Source organism: Lysinibacillus sp. NPDC059133 (assembly GCF_042755925.1).
Classification (GTDB): domain Bacteria; phylum Bacillota; class Bacilli; order Bacillales_A; family Planococcaceae; genus Lysinibacillus.
Genome location: NZ_JBHZDH010000084.1, coordinates 1 through 14,771 on the forward strand (window position 1 = coordinate 1; position 14,771 = coordinate 14,771).

The window sequence follows — 14,771 nt, forward strand, 5'->3', positions numbered from 1 at the left end:
TGGAAGATGAAGTTTGTGAGCATCTCTTTAAAGAAACAGCATTTGATGTGGTTATCCATTGTGCAGCGCAAACGAGTGTCCAAAAATCGATACAATAACCAGTGAAGGATGTTTTATCGAATATTGTAGGGCTTAGTCAGATGCTCTTCTTATCGTCAAAATATAAGGTAAAGCATTTCGTTTTTGCCTCGTCGGCAGCTGTTTATGGAGATAGTCACTATCCTCCAATAGAAGAAACAGATGTTAGTGAGCCGATTTCGATGTATGGATTAAACAAAAGTATTGGTGAGACATACTGCGAGAAATGGCAAAAAGATTATCGTTTACCAACATTAATTTATAGATTTGCTAATGTATTTGGTCCAAGGCAATGTATGCAGGGGGAAGCGGCGGTTATTCCTTGCATGCTAAGAAGCAGTATAGAGGGAAGGCCCTTCACAATTTATGGAGATGGAGAGCAAACACGAGATTTCATATATGTAGATGATATTGCGGATGCTATTTATGCCGGTGTACAGGCTAGATTACAGGGCATTTATAATGTATCAACGAATGAAGCATGGTCGATTCATCAAGTCATTCTATTATTGCAGCATTTAAATCATCCTTTAGAAATTCAATATGCTCCTGCGAGAGAGGGAGATATTGAGCATTCGTTTTTAAATAATGAAAAATTAGCGAAGGCAATAGGATGGAGGCCAAAAATTTCTTTTGCGGAAGGTATAGAGCGTACATTGCAAGCGTTACAAGATGAAAAGATAGTAGAAATTTAGTTTAACAACGCCAAGGAGACAAGGAACCTTGGCGTTGATCTTTAATTACATATCACGAATCTTTATTTGAAATTTCCTGAAGCGATTTTTTCATCTTTTCGACTAATGAAGCAGGTGCTTTTTTAATGGAACCTGTATCGAACGGTGGCTGCGGATCGTATTCTAAAATTAATTGGACCCCTTTACTTATATCTTCCCCAAATTCCCAAGCTACCAATTGAAGCGCCATATCAATACCTGAAGATACCCCTGCAGATGTTACGATTTTTTCATGGCGGACAACCCTTTCATCTGTTGGTATAGTTCCTAGTGATTGAAGAAGATCAAAGGATCCCCAATGACATGTTGCTACAGCTCCCTTTAATAAGCCTGCTGCGCTTAAAATCAAAGAGCCGTTGCAGACTGAAGTAGTCCATTTTGAAGTGTTATTAATTTTACGAATCCAATTCAACGTTTCTTCGTCATTCATAGGATTTTTGTAGTTTGGAGGGCTACAGCCAGGAACGACTAGAATATCAGCAGAGGTAATTTCAGAAAAGCTATAATCGGCGTGCAAATAACCCATTTTTGAGTCAAGTCTGATGATTCCTTTTTGCTTAGCGACGAACTTTACTTCACATTTTTGTGTAGCGGCGAATACTTCGTATGGACCAATTGCATCTAGTGCAGTAATTCCATCGAAAAGCAAGATTGCAACTTTCATGTTAATCTCTCCTTTTAAGAAAATGATTGGATTGGTTTGGTTGATTATTCGGACCGGACTGTCCGGTCCGAATTTATTTTATACGTTTATAGGCTTATTTTCCATAATTTAATTATTACATTTTAGTGAACAACAAAAAAACTAGAGGAATTAATATATGCCTCTAGTTCTTTGATGAGTAGTATTGTAAAAGTTTTTTGATTTGCTCAATGCTATAATGCATATGCTCATTATTTAAAGACAAACGGCTCGCCATAACAGCACCTTCTAAAGTTGAAAATAAAAAGGATGCTAAAGAATAAGAATCTATATTTTGAAGAAATTCTTTTGATTTTACTCCCTCTTCAATGATAGATTGAATAAAAAGTAATGTTTGATTATGTGCTTCAGCAGCTTTTTCATGAAGCTCTGGGAAACCATAATCTGTTTCTATGGCCGTATTTAGTAGTGGACATCCCCCATTAACAGGTGGATTATTAGCAGCATCTTGATACACCTCAAACATTGCTATTAATTTTTCAGTAGCTGAATCTTTTGATTTAGTAGCTTCTAAAAAATGATTCCAAACAATACTTCCAGAATACTCAAATGAAGCGAGAGCAATTTCATTCTTGTTTTCAAAACGTCTATAAATCGCACCTTTTGGTAATCCTGTTGCACTCATAATATCTTGAATAGAAGTTTGACTGTAGCCCTTTTTATTAAATAAGGCTAAGGAAGTTTGGATAATGAGATCGCGAACTTTATCTTCCTTCATCATTTCACCTTTTCCCTCACATATGTTAGTAATTATTATATCTAAAAATGAAATAACTTTAAAATAGAGTTAAAAATTTTGTGATTTCGATCAGTAAAATAAATTAACAATCTAAAGATTTATGAAAGTGATACCACAACGAGATGGCAAAAGCTTATTAATTAGAAGATACAATAATTAAAGAATAAGAGAGATAAGCATCATATGCAATTAAAGGTATGGACTCTGGAATAGACAGATAACTTTAACTTTTAAAACTCCGTTTACAAATCTATAAAAATAGATATAATGAATTTTATGGAACCTTCACAAATCTATAAAGCATTATCAAACGATACAAGACGTCAAATATTATTATGGTTAAAGAATCCAGAGGAATTTTTTGATGAAAAAATTTATTTACAACAAGGGATTAGTTTTCAAATTGGTGTATGTGTAAGAGATATTCAATTGAAAGCAGGACTGGCTCAATCAGTTATCTCTAATTATTTATTAACTATGCAACAAGCTGGGTTATTACAATCCGAACGTATTGGAAAGTGGACTTATTATCGTCGGGATGAGAAAACAATAGAAGAATTTCGACAGTATGTTCAAAAAGAATTATAAATAGAAAGGAGGATTTCTTTTTTTTGGTTCAATACATCTAAATATACAGATATATAGAATTATATATATTTGTGTGTGGAGAAATTATGATTTTACACCTATCAATATTTGTAACAATGCTCAATTATTTTTAATTAAATCAATTTAAGATTGGAGATTTTTATTAATGCGAAAAGTAAATCCTTTACTTATTTTTATACTAGCAATAGGTGTATTTGGAATTATTACAACAGAAATGAGTATTGTCGGAGTATTACCACAAATAGCTCAAAAATTTGAGGTTTCAACCGCACAAGCAGGTTTGTTAGTGAGTATATTTGCTCTAGTTGTTGCTATCTCTGGACCATTTTTAATATTACTTGTGTCTGGGATTAATCGTAAGCTACTTTTATTAACAACAATATTTATATTTGCTATTTCTAATATTTTTTATGCTTATACGACACATTTTGAAGTTATGCTTATTTTTCGTATTATTCCTGCGGCACTTCACCCTCTATTCTTTTCAATAGCCCTTGTAACTGCAGCTAATCTTGTTCCTCCAGAAAAAAGCGGCCGAGCAGTTTCGAAAGTTTTCATGGGAATTACGGTTGGCTTTGCTTTAGGTGTACCATTAACTTCTTATCTTGCAGAACAGTTTTCATTAGAGATTGCTTTCTTGTTTGTAGCGATTGTAAATGCTGTAGCCTTTATAGGAATATTAATATTGCTACCTTCTATGCCTGTTAAAGAAAAAATGTCTTTTGGCAAGCAAGTCGGTATATTACGAAAAACCGAATTATGGTTAAATATAGGAACTGTTGTATTTATTTTTGCAGCTATGTTTTCGGTATACAGTTATTTTGCTGAATACCTTGCAAAAGTCACTCACATGAATGGCTCCTTGATTAGTATTATGTTGCTAATATTTGGCGTAATTATGATTTTAGGTAATTCTTTATTTGGATTTCTTTTACAAAGAAACATGTTGAAAACTGTAATATCATTTCCGGTACTATATTTATTCGTTTACTTATTCGTTTATTATTTAGGTTCTTATTTCGTTCCAATGATTTTTATGGTATTCATTTGGGGAATCGTACATTCTGGCGGTTTAATCGTTAGTCAGGCATGGTTAATAAGTGAAGCTAAAGAAGCCCCTGAATTTGGTAATAGCCTATTTGTTTCATTTTCAAATCTTGGAATTACTTTAGGAACATTTTTTGGCGGTTGGTTTATTTCTCAATTAGGAATTCATCAACTTATTTGGAGCGGCATTATTTTTTCACTGCTTTCTTTCGTATTGATATTAATAAAAATAAAACTTTTCAACTCTAGTATTCCATCGTCATCAAATTAAAATAATTGCGAGCCCCAGTAACGGAGCGAATGTTTTCTGTGTGAAAGCGAAGCGACAGCAACAATGTTTTGTCTGCTCGTTCCCAGGAAAGTGAGTAGCCCTTAGCGGAAATTAGCGTCTTCCAATTAATAAAAATGGTTAATGTATTGTTTGTTTCACGAAAAACTTTTAGCGTTTTATAGATTTATTCTGAGTAATATGTCTTTTTTCGCGACTATAGTATAATAATTGTTTAAAGGGATGTTGCGGAATTGAACGGGGGTTTACACATGCTAGTAGATTTTAGAGTGAAAAATTGCCTGAGTTATAAAGACGAAACGCTATTTTCGATGGTGGCGGGAAGCCGTATTCGTAAATTAAAGGACACACATACGATGAAATTTGACTCGCTTCGCCTTGTAAAAAGCGCCTTTATTTTTGGACCAAATGGAAGTGGAAAATCGAACTTATTCACTGCTATTAAAATTTTACGTTCTTTATTGTTTAACTTTGAAAATCTTAATAATGTTAAACAATTGCGCTTGCCCTACCAGCCGTTTAAGTTAGGAGGTCAGCAAGGGCAACCGACAGAATTTATGATTTCGTTATTACTAGATGGGGTATTGTACGATTATGAGGTACAGTATAATGCTTCACAGGTCCTTTATGAATGCCTAACTAAAACGACAAAATCCATGAAAGAGCAGCTCTTTAATAGACAATGGGATGGGACAGAATATTTGTATGAAACTGCCGAAAGCACAGCGTTAGAGCTGACAAAATATACGCGTAATAATACAGCGTTCTTATCAGTATTAAATGTCTTTAATGACCCAGATGCTACGAAAATATTTGATTGGTTTTTACATAAAATACTGTTTTTAGATGAAGCAAATCGGTTATCAAGTCATCCACTTATTCGTAAACTTGAAGAGGAGTCCTTTAAAAAAGAAGTGATGAAGTTACTAAAGATTGCAGACTTTTCTATTCAAGATGTGACGGCAAGACGCGTTGAGCGTAGAGAGAAAAATACGATTGGCTATGATTTTGACACACCAGAGGTTATTCAAGAAGTGGATATTGATTTGCACTATTTATCGTTTGATGAAGCAGGTGCGCCAATCGGGACAGAGATGATCAATTGGACGATGGATTCAAAGGGGACAGTCCGTATGCTGCATTTAGCATGTGTCATTGTTGATGCATACAATAAGGGGAAGACTATTTTTATAGATGAATTTGATACAGCATTTCATGTGTCCATCTGCGAGTTTTTAATGGCCATTATGAACAGCAAGCGTAACGTTACGAATCAATTTGTTGTCACAAGTCATGAAATTGATTTATTAGACCAGCCATTGCGTTCCGATCAAATATGGTTTGTCAATAAAAGCTTTAAAAATGAATCCGAGTTATACTCCTTATTTGATTTTGCAGATTTGCAGAAGAAACGCGGAGATATTTCCTATGCCAAGCGTTACTTAAAAGGAGAATTTGGGGCGACACCGGTTATTAATGAATATTTATCCGAACAATATTTAACTTCTTTCAGCGGGTATCCAAACAGCCACTGAAATAAAGAAACTCAGTCTAAGAACGCCTCGCCCTGTGGCAATCTATCTGTGCGAAAGCGTTAGCGACAGCTACAATTATGCCGAGGCTTAATTGATAGGAAGTGGAGGTATCTGAGCAGTGAGAGTACGTCAACAAGGGAATCGAACACTGCGTAAAACTATTTTAATTTATTGTGAAGGTGAAACCGAACGCATTTATTTTGAGCAACTGCGTATTTTAAAGCGCTCCAAAATGGTAAGTGTCAAAATAAAAAACGTTAAACGTTCGGCTATTAAGCTTGCCCAGCATGCCTATCGAGATTCGAGTTATCAATATTTTGATGAGGTTTGGATTGTTTTTGATAAGGATGATTTAACCGAAAAGCAATTAGAGGAAGTGAATGACTTTTGTGAGGAGAATAATATTCATATTGCCTATTCAAATGAAGCGTTCGAATTATGGCTACTGTTGCATTTTGAGGAGGTCGATATGTCTGAAAAGTATCCTCGAGCAGTATTAAATGACAAGATGGAGCAGCATCTTGGAATAACACGTTATTTTCGCCATAAAGCGGATGAGTCAGTCATTGCACCTATCGCACTTCGACATGAGGTTGCTATTAAAAATTGCACAGATATGATGGCACTTCGCAAGACAGAAAGCCGTGACAATCCTTATTGCAACATACATGAAATGATACAATACATATTTTAATGCCCAAGCAGGTTTTCCGTCGCTTAATGGAGAACCTGCAATTATTAGCTCGTATCCAAAAAGTTAGAAATGAAATTTATTAAAACGTAGGCGAAAGCGAAGCGTCAGCAACAAAGCGCCCAGTCGGAACGGAAATCAACCCCACGTTATGATGAATAGTCTACTTTATAGTTTTTTTATGGAAAATCGGATGTGAACTTTTTCAATGCGACGATGACAACTAAGATTTATTTATCCAATATCCACCATTCAAAAAGGTAGATAAATAAATTTTTGGTATTGGGGAATAAATAACACCAGAAGCCATGACAATTGAACAGTACATATGAGCGTTCCAAACCTATAAATGATTGAAAAGTGCATGTTGATTTGTATTATTTAACCTATCTAACTTGCCTTTTCTTTCTAAACACATTACAATGAGGGTAAGTTAATATAAGGTTTGAGCGATTGAGAGACCATTAAAAACATATGTACATTTTGTGCATGTGCTTTTAATGGTCTCTTCTTTTTCGTTCTTAAATTAAGGAGGAATTTCATTATGAGTACGGCTTCAGCAATACAACGTCAACAAACGATTGAAGAATTACAAAGTAAAGAATACGATTTATTGGTGATTGGTGGCGGTATTACGGGTTGTGGTATTGCACTTGATGCAATTGCTCGTGGACTATCTGTAGCGGTAGTTGAAATGCAAGACTTCGCCGCTGGGACTTCTAGTCGTTCGACAAAATTAGTGCACGGTGGACTTCGTTATTTAAAACAATTTGAAATAAAAGAGGTTGCAGAATTAGGGAAAGAGCGTGCGATTGTTTATGAAAATGGACCACATGTAACAACGCCGGTTTGGATGTTACTTCCATTCCATAAAGGAGGTACATTCGGTAAATTCTCAACGAATGTTGGCCTACGTGTCTATGATTTTTTAGCAGGGGTTAAACGTTCTGAGCGTCGATATATGTTAAATCCTGCAAAAACAATAGAAAAGGAACCTTTGGTCAAAGCTGAGGAATTACGTGGCGGTGGTGTATATGTAGAATATCGTACAGATGATGCACGTCTGACAGTCGAAGTTGCCAAAGCTGCCATTGAAAAAGGTGCTACACTCATTAACTATACAAAGGCAGAAAACTTTTTATACAATGACGAAAAGAAAATTAATGGTATCGTAGCACAAGATTTAATTGCTCATAACGCATTTAATATTCGTGCAAAAAGAGTTGTAAATGCTGCTGGTCCGTGGGTAGATGAAGTTCGTACTATCGAAGGAAAACAAAATGGTAAGCATTTAATTTTATCAAAAGGTGTGCACATCGTTTTTGATGAATCTAAATTCCCACTACGTCAAGCTGTCTACTTTGATACACCAGATGGTCGTATGGTGTTTGCGATTCCTCGAAATGGGAAAACTTATGTTGGAACGACAGATACATTTTACGAAGGCGATGCGCGTGAAATGAATATCCATCAAGAAGATCGTGATTATATTATGAAGGCAATTCATTACATGTTTCCAAAAGTTAAAGTCACTGATGCAGATATCGAATCAAGCTGGGCAGGTGTCCGCCCATTAATTCATGAGGAAGGTAAAAATCCATCTGAAATTTCTCGTAAGGACGAAGTATGGGAATCACCTTCAGGTCTTGTGACAATTGCTGGCGGTAAATTAACAGGTTATCGTAAAATGGCTGAAACAGTTTTAAATAAGATTGCACAAGATTTAGAGCAACGCTTTGGCATTTCATCAAAACCATGTCATACAAAGAGTATTCAAATATCTGGTGGAGATGTTGGTGGCTCCCAAAACTTAGATGCCTTCGTGTCAAAACGAACAAAAATGGGTGTCGAAATTGGATTATCAGAAGAGGAAGCAAAACATTTAGCACATCATTACGGTTCTAATGTGGACACTGTTTTTGAATATGCCAAAGAAAAGCATCCTGTTTTACCACAAGGGCTATATGCTCAGCTACTGTATGGTATTCATCATGAAATGGTTGTTCATCCAAACGACTTTATGATTCGCCGTACAGCATATATGTTCTTTAATATCGCCCTTGTAAAACAATTTAAAGATGCGGTATTAGATGAAATGGCAAAACAATTACAGTGGTCTCCTGAACAACGTACACAATATGAAAAAGATTTAAATTTAGAAATAACAAGAGCTACAACTGCATTATAATAAAAATGAGGGTCGTCTTAATGGCGACCTGACTTTTTAACTTCTTTCAGCAGGTGTCCAAACACCCTGAAATATAGGGAATCAGTCAAAGAACACCACGTCCTGTGGCATATAAAGGGGAAATCAAATGAATTTCAATAATCAACAAATTATTCCCGCTGCACGAACAGTGAAGCAATTTGATGAAATATTAAATAGTCGATTCGAATACATTGTTCTATTAGAAGTGCATATTAGTTTGCTCATGTCGATAAAGCGAGAGGCGGATCGGAACGGTAAAAAATTAATTATTCATGCAGATTTAATTCACGGCTTAAAAACGGATAACTTTGCAGCTGATTTTTTATGCAATGATATCCGTCCGGCAGGAATAATTTCCACTCGCTCTAATATGTTAATAAAAGCAAAAGCTCGTGGGATTATTGCTATTCAGCGTGTCTTTTTAATTGATACGATCGCGCTTGAAAAAAGCTTTTCAATGATTGAATCAGCAAAACCAGATTATATTGAATTATTACCAGGTATCATTCCTTCTATGATTTCAGAAGTGCACCAGCGTACAAAAATTCCTGTTATTACAGGTGGACTAGTCCGCACGGCTGAAAGTATAGAGGAGGCTTTATCAGCTGGAGCAGTAGCGATTACGACATCAAATAAGAACTTGTGGGAAAATTTCCAAAAATATCGTTGACTATGTATACTATTTTCTCTACACTGTACATAAGTTAAAAAGCGCGTGGTTAGGAAAAGGAACCCACATTTATTCATCTGCATTATAACGTGCAGTTTGTTTAAGTGTGGGTTTATTTTTTTACTAGGTGTACTATAACAAAGGGGGCTTTTTGTATGTCAACATTTACAGCTGAACTTGTCGGCACGATGATTCTTATTTTATTCGGTGGTGGCGTTGTTGCAGGTGTATCATTGCACAAATCGAAAGGTTTTGGCGGTGGATGGGTAGTGATTACATTTGCTTGGGGTCTAGGTGTGGCTATGGCTGCATATGCTGTTGGTGGTATTAGTGGGGCTCATTTAAATCCTGCTTTAACAATCGCGCTTGCTACAATCGGTAATTTCCCATGGGAAGACGTACCTACTTACATTGCTGCACAATTGATTGGTGCATTTTTAGGTGGGGTACTCGTTTATTTCATGTATTTACCACATTGGAAAGGCACGAAAGATCCAGATGCGAAACTGGCTGTATTTTCTACAATGCCTGCTATTAAACATCCATTATCGAATTTAATCTCAGAAATGATTGGTACATTTATACTTGTTTTAGGTATTCTAGCATTAGGAACAAATACAATTACGGATGGCTTAAATCCATTTCTAGTTGGTATGCTTATTGTAGTTATCGGGATGGCATTAGGAGGTCCTACTGGTTATGCAATTAACCCTGCACGTGACTTAGGTCCACGTATTGCGCACTTTTTCTTACCAATCCCAGGTAAACGTGACTCAGGGTGGTCATACGCATGGATTCCAGTTGTAGGTCCAATTATCGGTGGTACGTTTGGTGCCCTATTTTTCCAACAAATTTTTGAGGGAGAAAATAGCATCGCCTTTTGGGTATTCGCTATTATCGTAGTAATTATTTTTATCAGTGCTCAAATGACAGTGAAAAATGTTAAAAGTGAAGAGTAATTTAAAAATTATTTGGAGGTATGTCCGATGTCAGAAAAAAAATATATTTTAGCTTTAGACCAAGGTACAACAAGCTCACGTGCTATTTTATTTGATGAAAAAGGGAGCATTCTCCACGTTGCACAACAAGAATTCCCGCAATATTTCCCACAATCCGGATGGGTTGAACATCATGCAGAAGAAATTTGGTCTTCTATTCTTTCTTGTATCGCCACAGTGCTTTCTGCAAAAAATATTGAATCAAACCAAATTGCTGGGATCGGTATTACAAACCAACGCGAAACAACTGTTGTTTGGGATAAACATTCTGGGAAACCAATTTATAATGCGATTGTCTGGCAATCACGCCAAACGAACGCTATTTGTGAGGAACTGAAAGAAAACGGTTACAATGACTTATTCCGTGATAAAACAGGTTTATTAATCGATGCATACTTCTCTGGTACAAAAGTAAAATGGATTTTAGACAATGTTGAAGGTGCTCGTGAAAAAGCTGAAGCAGGCGATTTATTATTCGGTACAATTGATACGTGGTTAATATGGAAATTAACAGGTGGTAAAGTCCATGTTACAGATTATTCAAATGCTTCTCGTACATTAATGTACAACATTTATGATTTAAAATGGGATGAAGAAATTTTAGACATTCTAGGCGTTCCTGCTTCTATGCTTCCGGAGGTTCGTCCTTCTTCAGAAGTGTATGGCTATACGGAGGAAGCTCTGTTCTTTGGCTCTGCTGTTCCAATTGCGGGGGCTGCAGGTGATCAACAAGCTGCATTATTCGGTCAGGCTTGCTTTGAAGAAGGTATGGTTAAAAACACTTACGGTACGGGCTGCTTTATGTTGATGAATACTGGTGAAAAGGCAGTAAAATCAGAGAACGGCTTATTAACTACACTTGCATGGGGCTTAAATGGCAAAGTAACTTACGCTTTAGAAGGAAGCATTTTCGTAGCTGGTTCTGCGATTCAATGGTTACGTGATGGCTTACGAATGTTCCGTTCTGCTTCAGAATCTGAGCAATATGCTGCACGTGTGGAATCGAGTGATGGCGTTTATGTAGTTCCTGCATTCGTTGGTCTAGGGACACCTTATTGGGATTCTGATGTACGAGGCGCAGTTTTCGGTTTAACGCGCGGTACTTCTAAAGAACATTTTGTACGTGCAACATTAGAATCGTTGGCGTATCAAACAAAAGACGTACTTGGTGCAATGGAAGCAGATGCCAATATTCCGTTGGCGAAATTACGTGTAGATGGTGGGGCAGTTGCAAATAATTTCTTAATGCAATTCCAATCAGATTTATTAAACGTTCCTGTTGATCGTCCAGTCGTTAATGAAACAACAGCTTTAGGTGCTGCGTATTTAGCAGGTTTAGCAGTTGGCTTCTGGAACTCGACAGATGAAATTAGTGAGTATTGGAATTTAAATCGTCAATTCACACCTAATATGGATGACTCACATCGTGAAGAAATCTATGCAGGGTGGAAAAAAGCTGTAGCAGCTGCTCAAGCATTTAAATAAAAAGATAGCTGAATAGTAATGAAAAAACCTTGATAGGCTGATTTGAAGCGGGTCCAAGTTGTTAGACAAAAATCTAACTGGGGGTCACTTCATTGGCCAATCGAGGTTTTGTTTTAGGTAATGTTTAGAATATGTAGAATAAATATAAAAAACTCCAAATATCATCTCTCCCTTCTGTAAAAAAACACTCTGCGTTCATCATTAAATGATTCGTTAAATCCAAGTTTTTTGATTTCTGGAATAACTTTATCTAATTTGTTATAGCAGAGGAATATCTTTTTAAAAATATTTGCGAATAATTATAAAAAAGCAAAATGAAGGTTCTATGATGTAGCGACTTTTTGTGCTGAATGGGAAGGGTAGTTATTTTGTTGTAAATCAAGAAACAATTGAGAAAGTTTTTCTGTAGCAATGCCTTGAAGCATGTTTATTCCATAAAAACATATAGTATATATTGAGAATTATGAGTATTGGAATGAAAGGGGATTGCGTGGATAAATCTAAGTCGAATCAGGGCAAAAATTTCGATGAGAATGCGAAGGATCAGCAGCTAGAGCCGTTTCGTGTCGATAATGAAGGGAAAAAGATGACGACGAATCAGGGGCTAAAAGTTTCGAATGATGAGAATTCGTTGAAGGCTGGAGTTCGTGGGCCAACCATTATGGAGGATTTTCACTTTCGAGAGAAAATAACGCATTTTGATCATGAACGTATTCCAGAGCGTGTAGTCCATGCGAGAGGCTTTGCGGCACATGGAGAATTTGAGTTGTATGAATCGATGGGGGAGTATACTAAAGCAAGATTTTTACAGGACCCTAATAAGAAAACACCTGTTTTTGTCAGATTTTCAACCGTAGTTGGAAGCTTAGGATCGATGGATACTGCACGTGATGTTCGCGGCTTTGCGACGAAATTTTACACGGACGAAGGCAATTATGATTTAGTTGGTAATAATATACCGGTCTTTTTTATTCAAGATGCCATTAAGTTTCCTGATTTAATTCATGCGGTAAAGCCTGAGCCTCATAATGAAATGCCACAAGCAGCCTCGGCACACGATACGTTTTGGGATTTTGTGGCGAACAATCAGGAAATTGCACATATGATTATGTGGCATATGTCTGATCGAGCAATACCTAGAAGTTTTCGAATGATGGAAGGCTTCGGTGTTCATGCTTTCCGTTTCGTCAATGATAAAGGAAAGTCGAGATTTGTGAAATTTCATTGGAAGCCTGTGTTAGGTGTTCATTCACTCATTTGGGATGAAGCGCAAATTATTGCTGGAAAGGATCCAGATTTTCAACGACGTGATTTATGGGAATCAATTGAGATAGGTGATTATCCAGAATACGAGCTTGGTGTACAAATGCTTGAGCCAGAGGACGAATTTAAATTTGATTTTGATATTTTGGATGCAACAAAGCTTTGGCCCGAGGAGATAGTGCCAGTTAAAAAGATTGGGAAAATGACCTTGAATCGTAATGTAGATAATGTTTTCGCAGAAACAGAGCAAGTTGCCTTCCATCCAGGAAATGTTGTGCCTGGTATAGATTTTACAAATGATCCGCTGTTACAGGGCCGGCTGTTTTCTTATTTAGATACACAACTCATACGTCTAGGGGGACCAAACTTTTCTGAAATACCGATTAACCGACCCGTTTGTCCAATTCATAACAATCAGCGCAATGGCTTTAGTCGACAAACTATTAATATAGGAAAAGTGAGCTATCATAAAAATTCCTTGGCCAATAATTCACCATCAACGTCAACGGCAAGGGAAGGTGGCTTTGTTCACTATGAAGAAAAGGTTGAAGGACGTATTACACGAGCACGTAGTAAATCGTTTGATGACCATTTCTCACAGGCAAGGCTGTTTTGGAATAGTATGTCACCTCCTGAAAAACAGCATATCATTGATGCCTTTAGTTTTGAGGTAGGGAAGGTGAAAAGTAAGTCTGTTCGCCAACAGGTTGTCGATATGTTTGTCCGTGTTGATAAAGCAATGGCGACGACTGTGGCCGAGTATATTGGTGTTAATCGTCCAAAAGGAGAGCAGGTAAATGTCACGTTATCTTCACCTGCACTTAGTCAGGCTAATACAATAAAAATGCCACAAACACTTAAAGTAGGCGTGCTACTAGGTGATGGATTTGATGCAAATGAAGTTGGAGAAATACTGAAGTATTTAACAAGACAGGGGGTTCGATACAGTATTATTTCCGACAGATTAGGGGTTGTTACTAGTAGTGATGGCGTACAGTTAACAGCAAGTGACACATTTATTACTACGGATGCGGTACTATTTGATTCATTATATGTTGTAGGCGTAAGAGCAAAAAATCAGGCAAAGTTCAATTCTCATATTGTTAATTATATCAATGAAGCGTATAGACATTACAAACCAATTGGATTCGCTACATCCGGAACGACATTTTTTAATATGTCCAATGCCAATGTCGGGCCAGGCATTGTGTTGGCCACTGGCGACAAAGACTTCGCAAAAAAATTTGTCAACGCCATAGCTCAACAGCGCTTTTGGGAACGGAATATTTATTAACTTACATTATTTTGCCCGTGGGAGCAGGAAATACCTGCGGGCAGAGGGAATACCCGCGGAAGAAGTGGAGGGAATATCCGCGGGAGCAGAGGGAATATCCGCGGGAGCAGAGGGAATACCCGCGGGCAGAGAGAATACCCGCGGAAGAAGAGCGAATACCCGCGGAAGCAGGGAGAATACCCGCGGAAGCAGAGTGAATACCCGCGGAAGCAGGGAGAATACCCGCGGAAGAAGAGCGAATACCCGCGGAAGCAGGGAGAATACCCGCGGAAGCAGAGAGAATACCCGCGGAAGCAAAGGAAATACCCGCGAGCAGAGCGAATATCCGCGGAAGCAGAGAGAATACCCGCGGAAGCAGAGAGAATACCCGCGGAAGCAGAGGAAATACCCGCGGAAGCAGAGGTAGTAACCGGGGAGGGGGTGTGAG

The 14,771-nt window shown here is 37.3% G+C and carries 13 protein-coding genes; 11 read left to right on the forward strand and 2 right to left on the reverse strand.

The window, feature by feature from the left end:
- Positions 1-101 precede the first annotated feature (101 nt).
- Entirely contained in the window at positions 102-773 is a 672-nt protein-coding gene (locus ACFXN8_RS25030; RefSeq protein WP_386848143.1) for an NAD-dependent epimerase/dehydratase family protein, read from the forward strand.
- A 52-nt stretch (positions 774-825) separates the two neighbouring features.
- Here the strand turns inward: ACFXN8_RS25030 and ACFXN8_RS25035 are convergent, their stop codons facing one another.
- Together ACFXN8_RS25035 and ACFXN8_RS25040 are read right to left on the reverse strand one after the other, a co-directional pair.
- Positions 826-1,476, reverse strand: a complete 651-nt coding sequence (locus ACFXN8_RS25035) for a DJ-1/PfpI family protein (RefSeq protein WP_386848144.1) — start codon at positions 1,474-1,476, stop codon at positions 826-828.
- 163 nt (positions 1,477-1,639) lie between these two features.
- Positions 1,640-2,236 carry a TetR/AcrR family transcriptional regulator gene (locus ACFXN8_RS25040; RefSeq protein WP_386848145.1) on the reverse strand — a complete coding sequence of 199 codons (597 nt, stop codon included), beginning with the start codon at positions 2,234-2,236 and terminating at the stop codon, positions 1,640-1,642.
- Positions 2,237-2,530: 294 nt separating this feature from the next.
- Here ACFXN8_RS25040 and ACFXN8_RS25045 point away from each other — a divergent pair, with 294 nt between their 5' ends.
- The 10 genes from ACFXN8_RS25045 to ACFXN8_RS25090 all read left to right on the forward strand — a co-directional run bounded on the left by ACFXN8_RS25045 (position 2,531) and on the right by ACFXN8_RS25090 (position 14,750).
- Positions 2,531-2,842: an ArsR/SmtB family transcription factor gene (locus ACFXN8_RS25045; protein WP_386848146.1), complete on the forward strand. Its 312-nt coding sequence runs from the start codon at positions 2,531-2,533 to the stop codon at positions 2,840-2,842.
- Positions 2,843-3,008: 166 nt separating this feature from the next.
- A complete protein-coding gene (locus ACFXN8_RS25050; protein ID WP_386848147.1) occupies positions 3,009-4,181 on the forward strand; it encodes an MFS transporter in 1,173 nt (390 codons plus the stop codon).
- A gap of 269 nt (positions 4,182-4,450) precedes the next feature.
- Entirely contained in the window at positions 4,451-5,734 is a 1,284-nt protein-coding gene (locus ACFXN8_RS25055) for an AAA family ATPase (RefSeq protein WP_386848148.1), read from the forward strand.
- Between the two features lie 118 nt (positions 5,735-5,852).
- Entirely contained in the window at positions 5,853-6,428 is a 576-nt protein-coding gene (locus ACFXN8_RS25060; RefSeq protein WP_376071517.1) for an RloB family protein, read from the forward strand.
- A gap of 541 nt (positions 6,429-6,969) precedes the next feature.
- Positions 6,970-8,613 carry a glycerol-3-phosphate dehydrogenase/oxidase gene (locus ACFXN8_RS25065; RefSeq protein ID WP_386848149.1) on the forward strand — a complete coding sequence of 548 codons (1,644 nt, stop codon included), beginning with the start codon at positions 6,970-6,972 and terminating at the stop codon, positions 8,611-8,613.
- A gap of 127 nt (positions 8,614-8,740) precedes the next feature.
- Complete coding sequence (locus ACFXN8_RS25070; RefSeq protein WP_376071521.1) at positions 8,741-9,304, forward strand: glycerol-3-phosphate responsive antiterminator; 564 nt, start codon at positions 8,741-8,743, stop codon at positions 9,302-9,304.
- Positions 9,305-9,459: 155 nt separating this feature from the next.
- Entirely contained in the window at positions 9,460-10,263 is an 804-nt protein-coding gene (locus tag ACFXN8_RS25075) for an MIP/aquaporin family protein (RefSeq protein WP_376071523.1), read from the forward strand.
- 27 nt (positions 10,264-10,290) lie between these two features.
- The gene (gene glpK, locus ACFXN8_RS25080) at positions 10,291-11,787 is read left to right on the forward strand and encodes a glycerol kinase GlpK (RefSeq protein ID WP_376071525.1); all 1,497 of its coding nucleotides are present in this window, start codon (positions 10,291-10,293) and stop codon (positions 11,785-11,787) included.
- Between the two features lie 475 nt (positions 11,788-12,262).
- Positions 12,263-14,344, forward strand: a complete 2,082-nt coding sequence (locus ACFXN8_RS25085) for a catalase (RefSeq protein WP_386848150.1) — start codon at positions 12,263-12,265, stop codon at positions 14,342-14,344.
- Between the two features lie 64 nt (positions 14,345-14,408).
- The gene (locus ACFXN8_RS25090; protein ID WP_386848151.1) at positions 14,409-14,750 is read left to right on the forward strand and encodes a hypothetical protein; all 342 of its coding nucleotides are present in this window, start codon (positions 14,409-14,411) and stop codon (positions 14,748-14,750) included.
- Positions 14,751-14,771: the final 21 nt, after the last annotated feature.